General features: G+C 67.2%; 21 protein-coding genes. 11 read left to right on the top strand and 10 right to left on the bottom strand.

The features are described 5' to 3' along the window. The first annotated feature begins 10 nt into the window (after positions 1–10). Positions 11–649: a DUF3000 domain-containing protein gene (locus tag ABZW16_RS00310; protein ID WP_354950558.1), complete on the top strand. Its 639-nt coding sequence runs from the start codon at positions 11–13 to the stop codon at positions 647–649. Positions 650–671: 22 nt separating this feature from the next. After that, positions 672–1,949: an HRDC domain-containing protein gene (locus tag ABZW16_RS00305; protein WP_354950556.1), complete on the top strand. Its 1,278-nt coding sequence runs from the start codon at positions 672–674 to the stop codon at positions 1,947–1,949. 210 nt (positions 1,950–2,159) lie between these two features. Here ABZW16_RS00305 and ABZW16_RS00300 read toward each other — a convergent pair whose 3' ends face one another. Next, positions 2,160–2,363 carry a hypothetical protein gene (locus ABZW16_RS00300; RefSeq protein ID WP_354950554.1) on the bottom strand — a complete coding sequence of 68 codons (204 nt, stop codon included), beginning with the start codon at positions 2,361–2,363 and terminating at the stop codon, positions 2,160–2,162. Here ABZW16_RS00300 and ABZW16_RS00295 point away from each other — a divergent pair. Further along, positions 2,362–2,571, top strand: a complete 210-nt coding sequence (locus ABZW16_RS00295) for a CGNR zinc finger domain-containing protein (protein WP_354950553.1) — start codon at positions 2,362–2,364, stop codon at positions 2,569–2,571. The genes ABZW16_RS00300 and ABZW16_RS00295 overlap by 2 nt on opposite strands. A gap of 29 nt (positions 2,572–2,600) precedes the next feature. On the opposite strand, the gene dxs is transcribed toward ABZW16_RS00295, so the two are convergent. Then, entirely contained in the window at positions 2,601–4,499 is a 1,899-nt protein-coding gene (dxs, locus tag ABZW16_RS00290; protein ID WP_354950551.1) for a 1-deoxy-D-xylulose-5-phosphate synthase, read from the bottom strand. 221 nt (positions 4,500–4,720) lie between these two features. Between dxs and glsA the strand changes: the two genes are divergently transcribed. From glsA to ABZW16_RS00275, 3 genes are all read left to right on the top strand, one after another. Beyond that, positions 4,721–6,568 (top strand): glutaminase A, encoded by a 1,848-nt coding sequence (gene glsA / locus ABZW16_RS00285; protein ID WP_354950891.1) that lies wholly within the window; start codon positions 4,721–4,723, stop codon positions 6,566–6,568. Positions 6,569–6,641: 73 nt separating this feature from the next. Next, positions 6,642–7,337, top strand: coding sequence for an SIMPL domain-containing protein (locus ABZW16_RS00280; protein WP_354950549.1), 696 nt, complete (start codon positions 6,642–6,644; stop codon positions 7,335–7,337). A 49-nt stretch (positions 7,338–7,386) separates the two neighbouring features. Next, the gene (locus ABZW16_RS00275) at positions 7,387–8,190 is read left to right on the top strand and encodes an enoyl-CoA hydratase (protein WP_354950547.1); all 804 of its coding nucleotides are present in this window, start codon (positions 7,387–7,389) and stop codon (positions 8,188–8,190) included. Positions 8,191–8,527: 337 nt separating this feature from the next. Here ABZW16_RS00275 and ABZW16_RS00270 read toward each other — a convergent pair whose 3' ends face one another. Next, a complete protein-coding gene (locus ABZW16_RS00270; RefSeq protein WP_354950545.1) occupies positions 8,528–10,147 on the bottom strand; it encodes a TRAM domain-containing protein in 1,620 nt (539 codons plus the stop codon). Next, complete coding sequence (locus ABZW16_RS00265; protein WP_354950543.1) at positions 10,144–12,132, bottom strand: APC family permease; 1,989 nt, start codon at positions 12,130–12,132, stop codon at positions 10,144–10,146. The genes ABZW16_RS00270 and ABZW16_RS00265 overlap by 4 nt, the downstream gene beginning before the upstream one ends. 243 nt (positions 12,133–12,375) lie before the next feature. Here ABZW16_RS00265 and ABZW16_RS00260 point away from each other — a divergent pair, with 243 nt between their 5' ends. Continuing rightward, positions 12,376–13,041, top strand: coding sequence for a TrkA family potassium uptake protein (locus ABZW16_RS00260; RefSeq protein WP_354950541.1), 666 nt, complete (start codon positions 12,376–12,378; stop codon positions 13,039–13,041). A gap of 2 nt (positions 13,042–13,043) precedes the next feature. Then, positions 13,044–13,715, top strand: coding sequence for a TrkA family potassium uptake protein (locus tag ABZW16_RS00255; protein WP_354950539.1), 672 nt, complete (start codon positions 13,044–13,046; stop codon positions 13,713–13,715). Positions 13,716–13,753: 38 nt separating this feature from the next. On the opposite strand, the gene shbA is transcribed toward ABZW16_RS00255, so the two are convergent. The 3 genes from shbA to ABZW16_RS00240 form a co-directional block, all read right to left on the bottom strand. Beyond that, on the bottom strand, positions 13,754–14,389 hold the full coding sequence (shbA, locus tag ABZW16_RS00250; protein WP_354950537.1) for an RNA polymerase sigma factor ShbA: 636 nt from the start codon (positions 14,387–14,389) through the stop codon (positions 13,754–13,756). Positions 14,390–14,540: 151 nt separating this feature from the next. Next, positions 14,541–15,287 carry a DUF3159 domain-containing protein gene (locus tag ABZW16_RS00245; RefSeq protein WP_354950536.1) on the bottom strand — a complete coding sequence of 249 codons (747 nt, stop codon included), beginning with the start codon at positions 15,285–15,287 and terminating at the stop codon, positions 14,541–14,543. A gap of 3 nt (positions 15,288–15,290) precedes the next feature. Beyond that, on the bottom strand, positions 15,291–15,668 hold the full coding sequence (locus tag ABZW16_RS00240) for an OB-fold nucleic acid binding domain-containing protein (protein WP_354950534.1): 378 nt from the start codon (positions 15,666–15,668) through the stop codon (positions 15,291–15,293). A 129-nt stretch (positions 15,669–15,797) separates the two neighbouring features. Between ABZW16_RS00240 and ABZW16_RS00235 the strand changes: the two genes are divergently transcribed. Next, on the top strand, positions 15,798–16,517 hold the full coding sequence (locus ABZW16_RS00235) for an alpha/beta hydrolase (protein WP_354950532.1): 720 nt from the start codon (positions 15,798–15,800) through the stop codon (positions 16,515–16,517). Positions 16,518–16,591: 74 nt separating this feature from the next. Here ABZW16_RS00235 and ABZW16_RS00230 read toward each other — a convergent pair whose 3' ends face one another. Together ABZW16_RS00230 and dut are read right to left on the bottom strand one after the other, a co-directional pair. After that, on the bottom strand, positions 16,592–17,590 hold the full coding sequence (locus ABZW16_RS00230) for a DUF3710 domain-containing protein (protein ID WP_354950531.1): 999 nt from the start codon (positions 17,588–17,590) through the stop codon (positions 16,592–16,594). 5 nt (positions 17,591–17,595) lie between these two features. Then, positions 17,596–18,093 carry a dUTP diphosphatase gene (gene dut / locus ABZW16_RS00225; RefSeq protein WP_354950529.1) on the bottom strand — a complete coding sequence of 166 codons (498 nt, stop codon included), beginning with the start codon at positions 18,091–18,093 and terminating at the stop codon, positions 17,596–17,598. 79 nt (positions 18,094–18,172) lie between these two features. Between dut and ABZW16_RS00220 the strand changes: the two genes are divergently transcribed. Further along, positions 18,173–18,652 carry a DUF3093 domain-containing protein gene (locus ABZW16_RS00220; protein WP_354950889.1) on the top strand — a complete coding sequence of 160 codons (480 nt, stop codon included), beginning with the start codon at positions 18,173–18,175 and terminating at the stop codon, positions 18,650–18,652. An 85-nt stretch (positions 18,653–18,737) separates the two neighbouring features. On the opposite strand, the gene ABZW16_RS00215 is transcribed toward ABZW16_RS00220, so the two are convergent. Next, positions 18,738–19,040, bottom strand: a complete 303-nt coding sequence (locus tag ABZW16_RS00215; protein ID WP_354950527.1) for a DUF4193 domain-containing protein — start codon at positions 19,038–19,040, stop codon at positions 18,738–18,740. Between the two features lie 420 nt (positions 19,041–19,460). Between ABZW16_RS00215 and cei the strand changes: the two genes are divergently transcribed. Further along, positions 19,461–20,141, top strand: a complete 681-nt coding sequence (cei, locus tag ABZW16_RS00210) for an envelope integrity protein Cei (protein WP_354950525.1) — start codon at positions 19,461–19,463, stop codon at positions 20,139–20,141. Positions 20,142–20,167 lie beyond the last annotated feature (26 nt).

Here is a 20,167-nt window from a genome sequence, read left to right as displayed (position 1 = left end):
CGTCGGTTGCGTGACACCGCTCGACTTTCGCGACGGAGCCGCACCGACCGAAGGACCCAACGGCGAGCCAGCTCAGTTTCGCGCCGCGGTCGATGCGATGGGTACCGCAACTGTGCACCCTCGAATCGAGCTGGCACCGATCCGCCCCCCACAACGCCTGGCACCGTATTCCTATGCACTAGGCGCGGAAGTCACACATCCCGAAACCACTGTGGTACCGATCGATTCCGAGGGCGATGCCTTCGGCAGGCTGATCCTGCTGCACGATCCCGACGGTGACGATGCCTGGCACGGTGTATTCCGTCTGGTCGCCTATATCCAGGCCGATATCGATGCCGCGCTCGCCACCGACCCGCTGCTGCCCGAGGTCGCCTGGAGCTGGCTGGTCGACGCGCTCGAGTCCCGTGGCGAGCCGTTCACCGCGCTCGGCGGCACCGTCACCTCCACCAGTTCGGTGCGCTACGGCGATATCGCCGGACCCCCGCGCGCGCACCAGCTGGAACTGCGCGCCTCCTGGACCGCGATGACCACCGAGATGCGCCCACATGTGGAAGGCTTCTGCGAAGTACTCGCCTATGCGGCCGGTTTGCCGCCCGCCGGAATCACACATCTGCGGCCGGAGTCCTATACCAGCAACGACCACACCTGATCGCCACGTAAAGTTCAGGTTTATGTCGGTAGCAGACGAGTCCGAACCGAGCAACACCGCCGAAGACAGCACAGCCGAACCGCTGCTCGTGCCTGCCGAAGGTGTGCCTCCCGTGCTCGTCACCGCCGCCGCGGTCGCCGATGCCGCCGCCCGCCTCGCCGCGGGCACCGGACCGCTGGCCGTGGACGCCGAGCGCGCCTCCGGATTCCGGTACTCGGCCCGCGCCTACCTCATCCAGTTGCGGCGCGCGGGATCGGGCACCTTCCTGATCGATCCGATCCCGGTCACCGACGCACTCGCACCGCTGGCCGAAGCGATCAACGAACTGGAATGGGTGCTGCATTCGGCGGACCAGGATCTGCCCGGACTCGCCGAACTCGGACTGCGGCCCGCGCGCCTGTTCGACACGGAATTGGGCGGCAGGCTGGCCGGCTTCGAACGCGTCGGACTGGCGGCGATGGTGGAGCGACTGCTCGGCCGCGCCCTGCGCAAGGGTCACGGCGCGGCCGACTGGTCCACGCGGCCGCTGCCCGAGGATTGGCTGAACTACGCGGCCCTCGATGTGGAATTGCTGCTCGAGCTGCGTGACGAGGTGGCCGCCTCGCTGGCGGCCCAACACAAGACCGACTGGGCGGCACAGGAATTCGAGCACGTCCGGATCACCGAACCCGGTACGCCGAAGGCCGACCGGTGGCGGCGCACCTCCGGCATCCACACCCTGCGCCGCGCCCGCCAATTGGCGATCGTGCGCGAACTGTGGAACACCAGGGACACCCTGGCCCGCACCCGCGACGTCGCACCCGCCCGCATCCTGCCGGACGCCGCGATCATCGCCGCCGCGAATGCCGAACCGCGCACCATCGCCCAGTTGCGCACGCTCCCGGTCTTCGGCGGACCCCGCCAGCGCCGCTACTCCCGCGACTGGCTCGCAGCTGTCGACCGCGGCCGCGGCCTGCCCGATACCGAACTGCCACCCTTGACCCAACCGTTCGACGGACCGCCGCCGGTGAACCGGTGGGAGCGTCGCGACCCCGCGGCCGCGGCCAGACTGGCCAGGGCGCGCGCGGCAATGAGTGAGCTGTCCACCGAATACGCGATCCCGGTGGAGAATCTGCTCTCCCCCGACCTGGTGCGCAGATTGTGCTGGGACGGGCTGCCGGATTACGACCGAGTCGGCGATGCGGCGGATCTCTCGGCCGCGATCGATGGGTTCCTGAAATCGGGTGGCGCCCGGCCTTGGCAGCATGAACTCGCGGTTCCCGGGCTTACGGCCGCTCTGACGCCGACACCCGACGCATAGCCCCACGACCCGCTTCAGCCAGTGGGCACGTCGTCGAGACGAGTGGATCGGCGGTTTCGCAGCCACCATCTACCTAGAGTCGATTGCTGATGCGCTGTCGCCGACGGCGAAGGGTAGCGGCCCACAATTCACGAGTGCCGCCACCGGCCACTCTGCACCCCGGACCACGCCCAGGCAGGCGAGCGCGTCACGCGATCGTGCGGTGCGTCACTAGCTGAGTGCCCCCGGCGATTCGCCCGCACTGCGCCAGCGGCAATGCCCCCATTGCTCGGCCGCGGCCGCACGCTCCACGGTCTGCTCGAGCAGCGACAGCCCGTGTTCCATGCTCGCGCCGAACGCGTCCGCGAGCTCATGCGGCAGTGTGTCGCGGATCCGGACGAAGCGGCTGCCGTCGGCATGCAGGAAGACGTGCATGGACGAATTGTCGTGCGCCGGGGTGACGCTCCTGCCGACGGATGTCGCCACCGCCGTCGCGGCAGGCACCTGGTCTCGCCGAGAACCCAGCCGCCGCTGGGCCTTCTACGACCACTCCCGCAACCGCGGCCGCACCTGGTGCTCTATGGATGCCTGTGGGATCCGGGTGAAAGGCGGTGCGTCGCATTGCCGTAACGCCGCACGCTGACTATCGGAACCGGGATGGGCGCCGTGCGCTCAGCGCGCGTCGAGCCAGCCGGAGATGCGGCGGGCGATATCGGGAGCGGTCAGACCGAGTTCCTCGTGCACCTGATTGCGCGAGGCGTGATCCAGGAAGTGCTGGGGCACACCGAGATCGCGGGTGGGAACATCCAGACCCGCGGAGCGCAGCCGAGCGGAAACGGTGGAGCCGATGCCACCGTGCAGACCGCCGTCTTCCAGAGTCACTACGAGACGGTAGTTTTCGGCGAGTTTGACCACGGTATCCGAGACCGGCAGCACCCACCGGGGGTCGATGACGGTGACCGAAATACCTTCCGGATCCAGCAGATCCGCCACCTCCACCGCGGTCGAGGCGAAGGGCCCGACCGCGACCAGCAGCACATCACCGCGCTGCGCTCGGGCAGAGCCACCCTCACGCTCGGGCAGCCGTAGCACATCGACCCCATCGAGCCGCTCGACGGCCGAAATATCCTCGGCCACACTGCCCTTCGGGAACCGAATGGCGGTGGGTCCGTCGCTCACCGCCAGCGCCTCGGCCAATTCCTCACGCAGCGTCGCCGCATCGCGCGGGGCCGCAACGCGCATACCCGGGATGATTCCGAGCACGGACAGATCCCACATCCCGTTGTGCGACGCGCCGTCCGGGCCGGTTATGCCGGCGCGGTCGAGCACCACGGTCACCGGCTGCTTCAACAGCGCGACATCCATCAGCAACTGATCGAACGCGCGGTTCAAGAACGTCGAATAGATGGCCACCACCGGATGCATACCGCCGAGGGCGAGTCCGGCCGCCGAGGCCATCGCATGCTGTTCGGCAATGCCGACATCGAACATCCGCTCCGGGAACCGTTCCCCGAAGGCCGCGAGGCCGGTCGGTCCCGGCATGGCCGCGGTGATCGCGACAATGTCATCGCGCTTCTCCGCATGCGCGATCAGCTCCTGAGAGAACACCGAGGTCCAGCCGAGTGCCTTCGGCCCGCCCAGCGGGCGTCCGGTGAGCGGGTCGATCGGATCGCAGGCGTGCATCTGATCGGCGACGTGGTTCTCGGCGTGTGAGTATCCGCGCCCCTTCTGCGTCACGACATGCACAACGACCGGCCCGCCGAAGTCCTTCGCCCGACGCAGCGCCGCCTCCAACGCGACGGTGTCGTGTCCGTCCACGGGGCCGACATACTTCAGTCCGAGGTCGCTGAACAGCTCCTGCGGACTCACCGCGTCCTTGATCCCGGCCTTCACCGCATGGACCATCGAGTACGCGGATTCGCCGACGCGCGGGATGCTCTTGAGAATCCGCTTGCCCGCGTCCAGCGCGTGCTCGTAGGCAGGCTGGGTGCGCAGTGCGGTCAATCGGTCGGCGAGGCCGCCGATGGTCGGCGCATAGGAGCGGCCGTTGTCATTGACCACCACGACAACCGGACGGTCCGGCGCGGCGGCGATATTGTTCAGCGCCTCCCAGCACATGCCGCCGGTGAGCGCGCCGTCGCCGACCACGGCGACCACATGCCGGTTCTGACCGGTCAGCGCGAACGCCTTCGCCAGGCCGTCGGCATAGGACAGCGACGCCGAGGCGTGTGAGGATTCGACCCAGTCGTGGGCGCTCTCGGATCGGCTCGGGTAGCCGGACAGTCCACCCTGCTTGCGCAGCGTGTCGAACTGTTCCTTGCGGCCGGTGAGGATCTTGTGCACGTAGGCCTGGTGCCCGGTGTCGAAGATCAACGGGTCGGCCGGCGAGTCGAAGATCCGGTGCAGTGCGATGGTCAACTCGACCACACCGAGATTGGGGCCGAGGTGCCCGCCGGTGACGGCGACCTTCTGCACCAGGAACTCGCGAATCTCCTCCGCCAGTTCACCCAATTCGGCAACGGTGAGCCGTCGCAGGTCTTCGGGTGTATCGACCCGGGAAAGCACTCCCACGTGAACTCGCTCCCTCCGGATAGCGCATCTGATCCGATCAGTCTACGGAGCCGCTGCAGTGCCATCGCACGACAACGGCCCGCCACCAGCCGACTTCGCGCAAAAGTGTGAGCCTCCACACGAATCGCCAGCCCATTCCACGACACGCTCGGGCGGACGAGTCCGGCGACCGCGGTCAACGTTACCCAGCTTAGAGTGGACCCGTGGCCCTGCCCGAGCAGATGGTTCCGCAAACGGTCGACCCCGGTGTCGTGGCGCGCATAGTCACCGATGTCTACCAGCTCTGTCGCGCCGACGACTCCGGAGATCTCGCCGACTACATTCCCGAACTGGCTGCGGTGCAACCGGATTCGTTCGGACTGTGCCTGGCCACCGCGGACGGACGAGTCTACGGCACCGGTGACGTCAACACCGAGTTCACCATTCAGTCGATCTCCAAACCCTTCACCTACGCGCTCGCACTGGCCGATCGAGGCATCGAGACCGTCGACGAGCATATCGATGTCGAACCCTCCGGCGACGCGTTCAACGAGATCAGCCTGGACCCGGTGACCGAGCGCCCGCGCAATCCGATGATCAACGCGGGCGCCATCACCGCGGCCGCACTGATCACCGGCCGCGACCCCGCCGACCGATTCGAACGCATCCGGCACTGCTACTCCCGCTTCGCCGGGCGTGTGCTCACCATGAACGAGGCGGTATACGCCTCGGAGGCGCGCACCGGTTTCCGCAACCGCGCCATCGGCTACATGCTGCGCTCGTTCGGCATCATCGAATCCGATCCGGACGAGGCGGTCGACCGGTACTTCCGGCAGTGCTCGATCGATATCACCTGCCGCGACCTCGCGCTGATGGCGGCCACGCTGGCCAATAACGGAGTCAACCCACTGACCAGGGAACGCGCCCTGACCGCCGTACTGACCGAACGCGTGCTCAGCGTGATGACCACCTGCGGCATGTACAACGCCGCGGGCGACTGGGTGACCACCGTCGGCCTACCCGCCAAGAGCGGTGTCGGCGGCGGCATCCTGGCGGTATTGCCCGGCCAGATCGGCATCGCCGTCTACTCTCCCCGGCTGGATCGGCACGGCAACAGCGTGCGCGGTGTCACCGCCTGCCGCGCCCTGTCGCAGCGCCTCGAACTGCACTTCCTACACGTCACGCGGGCGGCGCGCACCGCGATCCGCGCCGCCTACTCGGTGGCCGAGGTGCCGTCGCGATTGCGCCGCACCACCGAGGAATTGGACCTGCTCGCCGCGCACGGGCACCGGGCACGGGTCTACGAACTGCACGGCGACCTGTTGTTCGCCGGTGCGGAGCGGGCAGTGCGCGAGATCGAGGAACAGGCGCGGGAACTAGTGGCGCTGGTCGTCGACCTGCGCCGGGTCGACGAGGTGAGCACGATCGCGGTGCAGATGCTCGACGCCCTGCAGACCGAACTCGCCGCCGCTGGCTGCCGCGTCGCCATCGTCGACCCGGACGGCAAACTCGGCCATCTGGTCTCCAGTCTGGATCCGGCCGACCCGCGCGGGCTGGTATTCGTCGATCGCGATACCGCCACGGAATGGTGCGAGGACATCGTCCTCGCACACCACCGGCGCGAGGACGAACCCGCGTGCACGTCACTGCCGATCGAGGACCATCCCGCACTCGCCGCGCTGGCTCCTGACGACCGGGCCCGGCTGGCCAAGGATTTCGAGGTGCGCACTATCGCACGTGGCGAGTTGATCGCCGAACGCGGCAGTAGACGCTCGGGGCTGTATCTGATCCTGGAGGGCCGAGTCCGGATCACCTTCGAAGGCACCGATGCCCACCCCCTTCGCCTGATCTCCCTGTCGCCCGGAATGTCGTTCGGCGAGGTTCCGATGCTCCTCGGTACGCCCTTCGTGAACGACGTCTGCGCGGAAACCGCAGTCCGCGTCGCGGTGCTCCGCCCCGAGCGGTTCGACACGCTCACCGAACAAGCACCGCAGATCAAGCTCGCCCTGCTCGAACGACTCGCCGCGGGCGCCTACGCACAGATGCACACAGCGGTACGAGCGATCGCCGTCCGTGGCGGCGACTATTGAGGTGACCGTGGCCCGGGGACATTTCCGTGGCATCGACCGTTTCGCATCTGAAGCCATCAAGTCAGGAGACGCCGTGAGCAAGAAGCAGTCCGACGACGACACCGGCACGGTCACTACCTTCGGGTACGGCACCGCTCGCGCCACGCCGGATCTCATGCGGGTCACCATCTCCATCGAGACCCGGGCCAGCAAGGTCGCCCTCGCCTACGGCCAGGCCGGTGAGCGCGTCGCCGCCGTCACCGATTCGCTGCGCTCCGACGGCATTGCGGGCACTGATATCGCCACCAGCGGGCTGTCGGTGCGCACCGAGACCGTGTGGGTGGAGGGTGGGGGCTCCAAGATCACCGGATACGTCGCGACCACCGACCTCACCGTTGTCCTGCGCGATATCGGCGAAACAGCCGATCCCGGCCCCGCCACGATCATCGCCAACTGCGTCGACGCGGGTGGTGACGATGTGCGCCTCGGCGGGCTCGATCTCGGCTTCGCCGATCAGGAGAGCCTGCTCGCCCGGGCCCGAGATGCCGCATGGGACAACGCACTCGCCAAGGCCCAGCAGTACGCGGGCCGCGCGCAGCGCACCCTCGGACCGGTCGTCGAGATCACCGAGAACACCACCTCCGCGGTGCCCGCCACGCCCCGGCTGATGGCGGTGGCGGCCCCAATGAACGAGGGCTTCGGCGGGGCTCCGGTTCCGGTCGAGCTCGGCGAATCCGAAATCTCGGCGACCATCCGCGCGACCTGGCATCTCACTCGCTCTCTAACCTAACGCTTGCTTGGGTATAGTGAGGGCTTCACCTGTCTGGTTAGGGGTCCGCATGCCATTCGTGCTCATCGACAAACCGCGGCCGCAGGTCGCGCTGGTCACGCTCAATCGGCCGGAACGAATGAACGCGATGGCCTTCGATGTGATGATCCCGCTGCGGCAGGCCCTCGAAGAGGTCAGTGCCGATAACGAGGTGCGGGTCGTGGTGCTCACCGGGGCGGGCGAAGGCTTCTGCTCCGGTGCCGACCTGCAGAGCGCGGGCAAGGTACCCAATACCGAGGGGCTGACCAAGACCAGCGTCGCCCGGCGCTCGATGGATCTGCTCAACGATGTGATGATCGCCCTGCGGCGGATGAACCAACCGGTCATCGGCGCGATCAACGGCGCGGCAATCGGCGGCGGATTCTGTCTCAGCGTCGCCACCGATATCCGAATCGCGGGCGAGGACGCCTACTTTCGCGCCGCCGGGATCAATAACGGCCTCACCTCAGCGGAATTGGGCATCAGCTATCTGCTGCCGCGCGCCATCGGCGCCTCGCGCGCCTTCGAAATCATGTTGTCCGGCCGGGATATCGACGCGGTCGAGGCCGAACGCATCGGTTTGGTCTCGCGCACCGTCCCGACCGCCAAACTCCTCGACACCTGCTATGACCTGGCCGAACGAATTATCAGCTTCAGCCGGGTCGGCACCGAACTCACCAAGCGCATGCTGTGGAGCGGTATGGAGGCCAGCGGCTTCGAATCCCATATGCAGCATGAAGGCATGTCCCAGCTCTACGTTCGCCTCACCACCGAGAACTTCGACGAGGCCATCCGTGCCCGCCGCGACCGCCGCCCACCCGTCTACGAAGACTGAGCCGAGCGCTGGCCGATGCCTCTGACCAGCCTCTTCGAATCCCCCGAGCACCGTCGCGATCCGGTACCGACCGGCTTCGGCTTGATGGCTGGGCAGTTCCCGCCCGCATCGCGACCGGCGCTGTTCACCGCTACGCACTGCACTCGGCCAGCCGATCGCGCACCTGGACAACCACGTCGGATCAACCGCAGCCGCTCCCGGGATGAGCAATAGCGGACGGCTCGAGGTCGAGTGGAGGTTGGCCGCTAAGGATTCCGTTGACCTTCCGTTGCCGCCTGCCAGTCGGGTCGACGCGGCATGAAACGCCGAATCCCCCGGCGTCATCGCGAGGCGATGTTCAGCGTTCCAGCAGGGCGAGGCATTCGACGTGGTGGGTGGCGGGGAACGCATCGAAGGCGCGCAGGTCGGCGAGCTGGTAGCCCGCTGCCTGGTAAAGGCCGAGATCGCGGGCGAAAGACGCCGGGTCGCAACCGACATGGATGATGCGGACCGGGCCGCTGGTGGTCACCGCGGTGACGACTTCCTTGCCCGCGCCCGCGCGCGGCGGATCCAGCACAACCACATCCGGAGCGGCACTGCTGGCGTGTTCGGCCAGCCAGTGCTCGACGCGCTGGGCACGCAAGTCCAGCCACGGCAGATCCCGCAGGACCGCGGCGCCGTCGGCCACCGCGGACCGCGCCGATTCCACCGCGAGTACCGAGCCGGTCGGACCGACCTGGTCGGCGAGCCGGGCCGCGAACACCCCGACGCCGCTGTACAGATCCCACGCCCGCTCCCCGTGACCGAGTCCGGCCCACCCCGCTACCAGATCCGAATAGCATTGCGCCGCACCGCGATGCGCCTGCCAGAATCCGGTTGCGGACAGCTCCCACCGTCGCCCGGCCACATACTCGACCGTCCGCCCACTACCCCCGAGCACCCACTCGTCCCGCGCCGCATGCGCCGCCGCACGCCGGGCCGAAGCCCGCCGCCGATCCCCCTCATGCTCCGCCGATCCGAGCTGATCGGCCCCGTGATCGCCGATCCCGCGCGCCCGACCGTGACCGCCGCTCCAATCGTCCCCGTGATCCCACTCGCGGCCGTGTGATGGCCTTTCCCCACGATGATCCCGACCTGCCCCGCCGCGATCATCACCCCGGGATCGATCATCTCCGCCGTCTCGATCATCTATGCGGCGCCACTGCGGGTCACCGCTGCGGTCGCCGCGACCATGACGCCCGTCCCGGCCCCGGCCCGCACCACGACGCCCGCCACGGTGGTCCCGATCGGCAGCAGCACGCCGGTTCCCGCCACGCCCACCGCGCACCGCGGGTCGTTCACCCCCACGCTCAGCACGACCGGCCGGGGCCGACGGGGCCAGCTCGACGATATGCCGCATCCCATCGCCGTCCACCGCGATCACCAGATCCGCACCGGGCGTCCACAATCGATCGCCGATACCGTCCATCGCACCCGAAACAGGTTGCGGGCAGCGCAGATCGGTGATCACCTCGGTACTGCGATAGCCGTGCACGCCAGCTCGGCCGTTGGCGTCGACCGCCAACCGGACCCGAGTGCGCCAGCCGCTAGTGGCGTCGGCGGGATATCCGGCGATCGGCTCCACGGTGATATCGCGGTCGATTCCGGCGATGCGGCGCAACTGTTCGGCGACCACCGCCGCCTTCAGTGCGCGCTGAGCCGCCGGGGTGGCGAAGGAGAAATCGCAACAGCCCGCGCCGCCGGGACCGGAGACCGGGCAGGTGGCCGGAATGCGATCCGGGGATGCCTCCAGGATCTCGATCGCATCAGCCCGGCAGAACGAACCGCCGCGGTCCTCGGTGACCCGCACCCGAACCAATTCATCGGGCAGCCCGTGCCGGACGAAGACGACCCGGCCCTCATGCCGGGCGACGCAGAATCCGCCGTGCCCGGGCGGCCCGAGCCGTACCTCGAAAGTCGTTCCGCGCCAGTCGGTCACCCTCGGTCCCCGTACCCACGTCGCACCGCGCCCGGTGCGTTCACCACACCCGCCTGCCTGGCCTTCGCGGACGAGGTCAGCTGCCACGGCACGCTCGTCACCATCACACCGGGCTCGAAGAGCAGCCTGCCCTTGAGCCGCAGGGCGCTCTGGTTGTGCAGAATCTGCTCCCACCAGTGCCCGACCACGTACTCCGGAATGAATACGGTCACCACATCGCGCGGCGAATCCCGGCGCACCCGCTTGACGTAATCCAGTACCGGCTTGGTGATTTCGCGATAGGGCGATTCGATCACCTTGAGCGGCACGGTGATATCGCTGCGTTCCCACTCCCGCACCAGCACCCTGGTGTCGGGCTCGTCGACGTTCACCGTCACCGCCTCCAAGGTGTCCGGACGAGTGGCGCGGGCATAGGCCAGCGCCCGACGCGTCGGCAGGTGCAGTTTGGACACCAGCACGATCGAATGTGAGCGGCTCGGGAGCACTCCGTCCCACTCGTGCTCGTCGAGCTCACGGGACACCGAATCGTAGTGCCGACGAATGAGTTTCATCACGACGAAGATGGCCACCATGGTGCAGATCGCGATCCAGGCACCGGCGAAGAACTTGGTGATGAGCACGATGACCAGCACCGTCCCGGTGGCGCTGAGCCCGATCGCGTTGATCACCCGCGAACGCATCATTCTGGCCCGCTGCGCGGGGTCGGTTTCGGTGCGCAGCAACCGGGTCCAGTGCCGCAGCATGCCGGTCTGGCTGAGCACGAACGAGACGAAGACGCCGACGATGTACAGCTGGATGAGCTTGGTCACCTCGGCCCCGAACACCACCACGAACGCGACGGCCGCACCGGACAGGAACAGGATGCCGTTACTGAACGCCAGCCGGTCGCCACGGGTGTGCAACTGCCGGGGCAGGTACCGGTCCTGCGCCAGAATCGAACCCAGCACCGGGAATCCGTTGAACGCGGTATTCGCCGCGAGCACCAGGATCAGCGCGGTCACGGTGGTGATGAAGTAGAACCCGATCGGGAATCCGTGGAATATGGTCTCGGCCAACTGCGCGATCAGCGTCTTCTGGTGGTAGTCCGCGGGCGCACCGACCAGGTCGGATTCATCGTGCGCGTACACGATCCCGATCTTCTGGGCCAGGATGATGATGCCCATCAACAGTGCGATCGCGATGCTGCCGAGCATCAGTAGGGTGGTCGCGGCATTGCGCGACTTGGGCTTCCGGAATGCGGGCACACCATTGCTGATCGCCTCGACACCGGTCAGCGCGGCACAGCCGGAGGAGAACGCCCGCGCGATCAGGAAAGTGAACGCCAGCCCGTAGAGGTGCTCGTCCTCGGCATTGAGCTGGAAGCCCGCCGATTCGGCGCGCAGATCGTCACCGAAGACGAAGATGCGCAATAGCCCCCATCCGAGCATCGCGAACATGCCGAAGATGAAGGCATAGGTCGGAATCGCGAAGGCGACACCGGATTCCCGGATGCCGCGCAGATTGATCGATGTCAGCACGACAATGGCGACGACGGCGAACAGCACCTTGTGCGTGGCAACGAACGGAATCGCGGACCCGATATTCGACGCCGCCGAGGAGATCGACACCGCCACCGTGAGCACATAGTCCACCAGCAGCGCACTGCCGACGGTGAGCCCGGCATTGGGCCCCAGATTCGTGGTGGCCACCTCGTAGTCACCGCCACCGGAGGGGTAGGCGTGCACGTTCTGCCGGTAGCTGGCGACCACCACCGCCATCACGAATGCGACGGCCAGACCGACCCAGGGCGTGTACACGTAGGCCGAGATACCGGCCGCTGAAAGGACGAGGAAGATTTCTTCCGGCGCGTACGCCACGGAGGACATCGCGTCAGAGGCGAACACGGGGAGCGCGATCCGCTTCGGCAGCAGGGTATGGCCCAGCGCATCGCTACGGAAAGGCCTGCCCAGCAGCACACGTTTGGCTGCCGTCGTCAACTTGGACACTGGAGCGAGCATAGATCCCCGCAGGGTGGAGCGCTGCCCCGGCTGGCAGGGGCCGTATGTTTGGTCGGCGCGTGTAAGGGAAATTGGGGCTTGGGAACATCTGACGGGTACGGTTCCATGCCGGAGATAGCAAACCGAACGCCCCGCAGTGCGAGCTCATGGCCCGGAGGAGGAAGCTTGCATAAGCATGGAGGTCCTCCGAGTGCCGCCAATTGAACACGGTTCCAGGAACGAGGTTGCACGGTGTACGTAGTGATCATGGGTTGCGGACGAGTCGGCTCATCGCTGGCACGCGCCCTGGTCCGGGTCGGCCATGAGGTCACCGTGATCGACCGGGACCAAAGCGCCTTCCTGCGCCTCGGCGAGGACTTCCCCGGTGAGCGGGTGATCGGGGTCGGCTTCGACCGGGATGTGCTGACCCGCGCCGGAATCGAGCGGGCCGACGCCTTCGCCGCGGTCTCCTCCGGCGACAACTCCAACATCATCTCCGCGCGGGTGGCCCGCGAAATGTTCGGCGTGCAGCGCGTAGTCGCCCGCATCTACGACGCCAAACGCGCCGCCGTCTACGAGCGTCTCGGCATCCCGACCATCGCCACCGTGCCCTGGACCACCGACCGCTTCCTGACCACCCTGATCGGCGACGGCGGCACCACCACCTGGCGCGATCCTACGGGCACCGTCGCGGTGGCCCAGCTGATTCTGCACGAGGACTGGTACGGCCGTACCGTGCGTGATCTGGAGCAGAACACCGGCGCCAGGGTCGCGTTCATCATCCGGTTCGGCCAGGGCCTGCTGCCCGAGAGCAAGACCGTGGTCCAAGCCGACGACATCGTCTATGTCGCCGCGACCTCCGGCTCCGTCGGCGAGGCCGTCGCCTTGGCCGGTAAGCCCCCAGCAAGCGAGGACTGAACATGAAAGTGGCCATCGCCGGAGCCGGTGCCGTAGGCCGCTCGATAGCCAGGGAGCTATTGCGCGGCGGCCATCGGGTGATGCTGCTCGAGCGTCAGCTCGACCATATCGACCCCGCCGCCATCCCGGATGCCGTCTGGGTGCATGCCGACGCGTGCGAGCTCGCGCTGCTCGAGGATGCCGAATTGGAGACCTACGAGGTCGTCATCGCCGCCACCGGTGACGACAAGGTGAATCTGGTGCACAGCCTGCTGGCCAAGACCGAATTCGGGGTGCGGCGGGTGGTGGCCAGGGTCAACGATCCGCGCAATGAATGGCTCTTCGACGCGGCCTGGGGCGTCGATGTCGCGGTGTCGACACCGCGGCTGCTCGCCTCGCTGGTCGAGGAAGCGGTTTCGGTCGGTGATCTGGTGCGACTGATGACACTGCGACAGGGTCAGGCGAATCTGGTCGAGATCACCCTGCCCAGCGATACCGCCTTGGCGGGCAAGCCGGTCCGCACGCTCACTCTGCCGCGCGACGCCGCCCTGGTGACGATTCTGCGCGGCGGCCGGGTGATCGTGCCGCAGCCCGACGACCCCTTCGAGGGCGACGACGAACTGTTGTTCGTGACATCAGTGGAGGCCGAGGAAGACCTGCGGGTGGCGCTGGCCACGCACGGCATCAAACCCTGACTCCCCGACAAGGCTGATACGGGTCAGCGCCGGCTGCCTCAAGCCGCGGCCTGCAGCTCGGCCCGCAGCTTGTTCAGCGCGCGATGCTGCATCACCCGAACCACGCCCGGACTGGTGCCGATAGCCTCCGCGGTCTGTGCCGCGGTCCAGCCGAGCACGATCCGCATCACCAGCACCTCACGATGCGCTGGCGCCAGGATCTTCATCAATTCCCTGGTGGCGGCGCTACGTTCGGACGCGATCGCCCACTCCTCCGGGCCAGCCGCGGGCGATGCCATATCCGGCACCTCATCGACCGGATACATCGGATGCAACTGTGAGCGCCGGAACGCGTCTGCCACCTTATTGGCCGCGATGCCGTAGACGAAGGCCAGGAACGACTTGCCCTGATCCCGGTAGCGTGGAACGGCGTTGACGGTGGCCAGCAGGATCTCCTGCACCACATCGTCGGCCGTGACGTGCAGATGCGCGGTATTGCCCAGGCGCGCACCGCAATACCGGCGCACCAGCGGATGCACCAGCCGGATGATCTCGGCGACGGCCGCGCGGTCGCCGGCGGCCGCCGGGCCGATCAACGTATCGAGTTCGGCCGATATCCGACGGCTCTCCGACAGCGCCGGGTTATGGTGGGCTTGCTTCTTGGACAGTGCCGCAATGTTGTGCTGGGTAGCCAACTTCCGAGTCCTTCCTCGCCGATCGTGCTGTTTTTTGCTTGCACTGATCGTCTGATGAACTCGGTCGCCCAACCAGGCACCCCAGGGTGGGTACTCCCCCACCTCCGGCGGCGATTTGTTAACACCCCCGACGACGTCGGGGCGAGCGATTCTAGGCCGATTCGGCCGAGGTTCCGCGGTGCACCGGCAGGTGTCCGGCACGTCGCACCGCCCACACGGTGACGGCCAGCGCGACCGCGGTCAGCGGCCAGCCCATCGCGATGCGTGCGAAGGCGAGCCAGCCGGTGCGATCGGTGTCGTAGAGCTGCGACTGCACCAGGTAGCGCGCGCCGAATACGACCACCCAGGTACTGGTCGCGAGGTCGTAGAGGCGGACAATGCGCCGATCGGACCGCCATTCGGAGCCGTGACCGTTGAGCACGCCCCAGATGACGCCGACCAGCGGCCAGCGCACCAACATCGACACCAGGAACACCGCCGCATACACCAGGCTGGTGTAGATGCCGAACAGGAAGAAGCCCTTCGCCTCCCCCATCCGGTAGGCGATGAACGCACAGATGCCGACCCCGAGGAAGCCGGAAATCGCGGGCTGGATCGGACTGCGCCGAACCAGACGCCACACCAGAATCGCGGCGGCAACGCCGAGCGCCGACCAGATTGCCGCGGTGAGCCCGGCAAAGGTATTGACGGGCACGAAGACGAGCACCGGCAGGGTCGAATAGATCAGCCCGCTGAAACCACCCAGCTGCTCGAGCAGGGTCTGTTCGGCCTCTTCGATCTCGGCATCGGTTTCGGCGTCGACGGGGCGATCGACCGCCTCGGACGGGTCGATCGACTTACGCCCTCCGGTCTGGCCTGCGGCACGGATCTCGGCGGCGTTCTCGTTGCTCGATGGCATACGTCAGCTGTTCTCACGCAATTCGTAGTAGGGGTTGTAGATCACCTTACGGCCATCGCGGTCACCGACCCGACCGCGTACGAGGATCTTACGGCCCGGTTCGATACCCGGGATCCGCCGACGACCGATCCACACCAGACTGATGGCATCGGTGCCGTCGAAGAATTCTGCCTGAACACTGGCGCCGACGGACTTCGGACACGCTTCGACACTGCGTAGTCGTCCGAGCATCGTGGCCTCGTCACCGCGACGGCACTCCGAGGCCCGGCACGCACCCGACGCGTCGGCCGATTCGGCGAGTTCCTCGGCGTCCAACTGATCGATGTCCTCGGTCAGCCTGCGGCCCAGACGGCGAAAATAACCTGAGGCGGCGGATGACATGTGGTGCTCTCCTGCGTGGAGCAAGACGACGTGGGTACACGCCATCGTGGTTGTTCCGGTAACGACCGGCTGTAGGCCGTATACCCGCCACTGTAGATGGGCAACCCTCCCCCCGCTACGCTCGGACCGGTGTTCGACTCCCCACATTTCGCGCCGGACCACCGCGGCCGCGCCCCGATCGCCGTGGCGTTGCCGGGCACCGGATCGGATGCCGACTTCGCACGCCGCGCCTTCGGACCCGCCTGTGCGGCACGCGGAATCGAATGCATCGCCGTTGAACCCGATCCGTGCGCGGTGGTTGCCAGTTGCCGAGCCGCGCTCGACGCGGCCGCCCTGCGCGGTCCCGTACTGGCCGCTGGAATCTCCCTGGGGGCGGCGATCGCGCTGGAGTGGGCTGGTGAGCACCCCGGCGCAGCAATCGGCGTAGTGGCGGCGCTACCGGGCTGGACCGGACCGGATACCGCGGCCTGCCCGGCTACGCTGAGCGCCGCGGCCACCGCCGCCCAGCTGCGCGTGGACGGTCTCGACGCGGTCGTCGAACGGATGCGCGCGAGCAGCCCGCGCTGGCTCGCCGACGCGCTCACCCAATCCTGGCGCTCGCAATGGCCGCTGCTGCCCGACGCCTTGCAGGAGGCCGCGGACTACAAGTGGCCCGGCACCGAACGGCTCGGCACCATCGAGGTGCCGGTCGCGGTCGTCACGGCGATCGACGATCCGGTGCACCCGCTGGCGGTCGCCGAGGAATGGGCCGAGCTGATCCCGCGCTCCGAACTGATCCGGATCACCCTCGACGAACTCGGCGCGGACCCCGCGATTCTCGGACACAGCGGGATCGCCGTATTCGCCTGACGACCCCGGGTGCTCATGCGAAGGCACGAAGCCCCAGCGTTCGGCTGGGGCGACGAATTGTGTTCGGGCGTAGGCTAATTCAGCCCGAGCTGCTGCATGGCGGAACCGTCCGCGCCGCGCCGGGGTTCATTCGGCATGCGCGGCGGGATCACCGCCTGCGGCCCGGCCTGGGCGACGGCCTGCTGTGCGGCGATCGCCTGCTGTTGGGCCTCCACCTGCGCCTGATGCGCGGCGGCCAACTGCTCGGCCAGCTCCGGCGGCAGCACAACGGCCAGCGGCTCGCGCACCGGCATCGGTTCTTCGCCGCGTCGGATCACGGTCTCGCTCAAGATGGCTCGTGCGGCCCGCACCAGCGGTCCACCGTCATCGGCGGCGCCCTGCGGACCCGCCGCCACCAGACGCACCATCCACCGCGGCCCGTCCACCCCGATGAAGCGCAGATCCGCACCTTCTGTGATGGCGAGCAGTTCCCGGCCCCACGGTCCGGTCTCCACCGCGACCCGGGCGCCGTCCTTGCGTAGGGATTCGGCGAGATCGGCTGCCACCGAACGCCATTGGCCCGCGGACTTGGGTGCGGCATACGCCGCGACAGTGATCCGGCCGTGTTCGGTCGCCAGGTGCACCGCCTGCGGGGTGCCGTCCGGGGTCATCTCGACCTGCAGCTGACCGCCCGGCGGGACCGGCAGTATCACCGAACCGAGATCCAGGCGCTGATCGGCCACATTCTCCAGCAGTTCGGCGACTTCGCCGTAGTCGTACGGGCCGGACTTGGGCATATCCGCGTCGGCGGTGTCGTACTCGGATTCGTCGTACTCGTCGTCGTCGGATTCGTCAAAGCCGGGCTCGTCGTCGTAGTTCGCGACGGCGTATTCGGCTGGGACGACCGGATTCTCATCGGTAATCGGATCGATGATCGGGTTCTCGTCGGTGATCGCATCATCGTCGTAGCCCGCGTGTCCGTAGCCGGCGTATTCGGCGTCGTAATCCCCCGGGTAGTCACCCGGATACTCGTCGTCGTACTGATCGTCGGCGAACTGTTCACGTCCGCCGGACTTGCGTCTCTTTCCGAACATTCCCGTCATGCCTCCTTGCCGAGGGCGCCCGCGCCGTCGGCCGCCGCGGCCAGACTCGCGTGGCCACCGCTCGACCCGTAACCGCCTGCACCCCGCGTGGTGTCCTCGAGTCCGTCGACCTCCACGAAATCGACCAGCTCGACCCGCTGAACCAGCAACTGCGCGATCCGATCGCCCCGGCGCAGCTCGATCGGGGTGCGCGGATCATGGTTGATCAGGCACACCTTGATTTCACCCCGATACCCCGCGTCCACCGTGCCGGGGGTATTCACCACGGACAGACCGGTTTTCGCGGCCAGACCGGAACGCGGATGGATCAGGCCGACCGTGCCGACCGGCAGCGCGACGGCGACACCGGTGCCGACCAATACCCGCTCCCCCGGCTCGATAATGACGTCCTCTGTGGTGCACAGGTCCACGCCCGCGTCTCCGTCGTGGGCACGCGTGGGCATGGGAATGCCGGGATCAAGCCGCAGCAAGGGTATAGGTGAAAGTGCGCTCACGTTGACCGAGCCTACGCGTACGCCCTCGACCTCAGTGAATTAGTGTTGAGTCGTGTCGGACCAGCCCAACCCAGTGACTATGGACGAACAACAGACCGGCTTCGAGCCCTACCGCGAGCGCCTGTGGGTACCACTGTGGTGGTGGCCGGTCGCGTTCGCGATCACCGCCTTGTTGGCCGCCGAAATCCATATGGGCGCACCGGGTCTACGCGCATGGCTGCCCTACGCACTGTTGTTTCCGGTGCCGGTGTGGGTACTGGTGTGGCTGAGCCGCCATCGGGTCGAGGTGGCCCAGGATGCCTCCGGCGTCCGCGAACTTCGCGCCGATCGGGCGCATCTGCCGGTGAACTTCGTGGCCAAAGCGGCCACCGTGGCCCCCACCGCCAAGAGTGCGGCACTGGGCCGCCAGCTCGACCCGGCCGCTTATGTTCAACATCGGCCATGGGTGGGGCCGATGGTGTTGCTGGTATTGGATGACCCGGACGATCCGACGCCGTACTGGCTGGTCAGTACGCGACGGCCCGACCGGGTCCTGGCCGCGCTTGGCATACCTGGCTGAAAGCCGGGCGTGCCGAGCGCGGACTCTGTGTATTGATCTCGGGCGTGTACTGATCTCGGGCTGGAGATCAGATCTCGCGCCGGGATCAGGCTGCGCAGTCCATGCAGATCATCTGGCCGCCACTTTCGCTGGCCAGCCTGCTCCGGTGATGGACCAGGAAACAGCTGGAACAGGTGAACTCGTCCGCCTGCTTCGGGATGACCCGAACCGTCAGCACTTCCTCGGACAGGTCCGCGCCGGGAAGCTCGAACGACTCCGCGGTATCGGATTCGTCGATATCCACGACGGCGGACTGTGCCTCGTTGCGACGAGCCTTCAGCTCCTCCAGCGAATCCTCCGACACCTCGTCGGATTCTGTGCGCCTCGGTGCGTCATAGTCGGTTGCCATGTCGTCTTCCCCTCGTCCTTACTCCGTGTATCCCGGACCGGGCCGCTCATTCGATCCACTCGGAATCGGAATGACCAGCACCGCCCCGCCGGTGGTGCACGTCACACGTACACCGGTCCCCTATCAGGGCGGATCACGCGAACCCACCTTTGATAGCGCTCGGTAAACGCAGGACATGCCCTGCTTGTTCCCGCGACCGACCACCGATTTCTCGCCGGATGATTCGATCTGGGCCGCCAGACAATAGCGGACGACACGGCAAAAGTCGCAATCAAAACACAGACGATTCGAAACTGAGGGGTAATCGACACCAACCCTCGAACTCGCCGAGACCTTGCGCACCGCATTCACCCCACCCCGGCCAGGCTCCGCACGGCCCGCCGTCGCCCAGTGGCCGCGACATTTTCGTAGAGTATGGCGGTGGTTTCACTCATCACCGAAGGCAGCGCAACGGATCGACAGGGTCAACCCTTCCTCCGGCGACGCAACCAGCCATGGTTGATCCTGATCGGCGTCCTACTCCTGATCTGCACGGTGGTGTGGGTCAAGGCCCTGACGACCGAGGACAGCAGCGGAGCCGCGATGGCATGCAACTCACCGAGCCCGGCCACCGACGCCAAGTCCCCGCAACCCGCTCCGCTGGGGCAGCGGGTCGGCCAGTCGCGACTGACCGACGTCGAACCGGCAGCTCTCGCCTCGTCCAAGGTCCGGGTGCTCAACGCGAACAACAAGAGCGGTCAGGCCTCCCACATCGCCTCCGCGCTCGGTGATCTCGGCTTCGCGAGCCCGCCGGGACAGCAGTTCGGTAACGATTCGGTATACGTCAACGGTGACCTCAATTGCACCGGCCAGATCCGCTTCGGCGTGAACGGCCGACCGGCCGCCGCATCGGTTCAGCTGGTCGCGCCGTGCGCGGAGTTGATCGAGGATCAGCGCACCGACGACACGGTCGACCTGGTGCTGGGTTCAGTATTCGGCGAGTCGCTGCGGCCCAGTCCGGATGCCGAGGAAGTCCTCAAATCGCTGAAGTATCCGGCGCCGGGCGCATCCACGTCCATCGATCCCAAACTGCTCTCCGCGGCGCGCACGGCCCGCTGCTGAGTCGGACGAGACCCACCTCCCCGTCG

Source organism: Nocardia sp. NPDC004604 (genome assembly GCF_040609795.1).
Lineage (GTDB): Bacteria > Actinomycetota > Actinomycetes > Mycobacteriales > Mycobacteriaceae > Nocardia.
Note: the sequence above shows the minus strand (reverse complement) of the source record. Positions and strands in the feature narration are given on the sequence as shown.